The sequence below is a fragment of the Vibrio sp. 2134-1 genome (assembly GCF_033339495.1).
The window spans coordinates 1-694 of record NZ_JAWOUS010000437.1; the positions used below are offsets into that span (position 1 = coordinate 1).

General features: G+C 50.6%; 1 pseudogene. It reads left to right on the forward strand.

From position 1 onward, the window contains the following. Positions 1–383 (forward strand): annotated as a pseudogene (locus R7R78_RS26475) (IS91 family transposase); the annotation flags it as partial. Positions 384–694: the final 311 nt, after the last annotated feature.

Below are 694 nucleotides of genomic sequence, written 5' to 3' on the forward strand. Positions count from 1 at the left end.
GCTTCCACGGCGTCTTTGCACCGAACAGCAAACACCGAGTTCAAGTAACACCCGCCAAGCGGGGCAAGAAGCCCGACAAATCGGAAGGTCTCGATACTAACTGGCGTGACAAGAGTCCTGCAGAGCGCCACCGCGCCATGACCTGGATGCAACGCCTCAAGCGAGTCTTCAATATTGATATTGAAGTCTGCGAACACTGCGGCGGTCACGTCAAAGTGATTGCCAGCATCGAAGATCCGAAGGTCATTGAGCAGATTCTCAAGCATCTGAAACAGAAAACAGCCAAGGCGAATGCCGCCAAGCAGCGTGAGCTGCCACCAGAACGAGCGCCGCCACTGACTCCCAGCCTGTTCGATCCATCACAGAGTCGTCTCTTTGACTGACGACCCCAAATCCAACACTGCTCAACACTGCCAACTTTTAAACGGGGCGGTGGGGGAGTTTGTATCTCTCGAGCTATCAGGCTAGAGATTTTACCGCCAAATCGAACCTTATTAGAGCGGTTTAGGCTGGACCGGCAGTTAAAATTGGGGCTTGAGCGGTAAACGAGTGAGGGAATTTCAGGTAAGATACTTCGGATGAGGAGCAAAAAGGTGGTTTATACTTCCTATACCCTTTATACTTCCTATACCCCGGTTATCCGGTGGTTTTCTGTTTGCGGAATAAAACAGATTAGTGACAGTTTTCTCAGAAT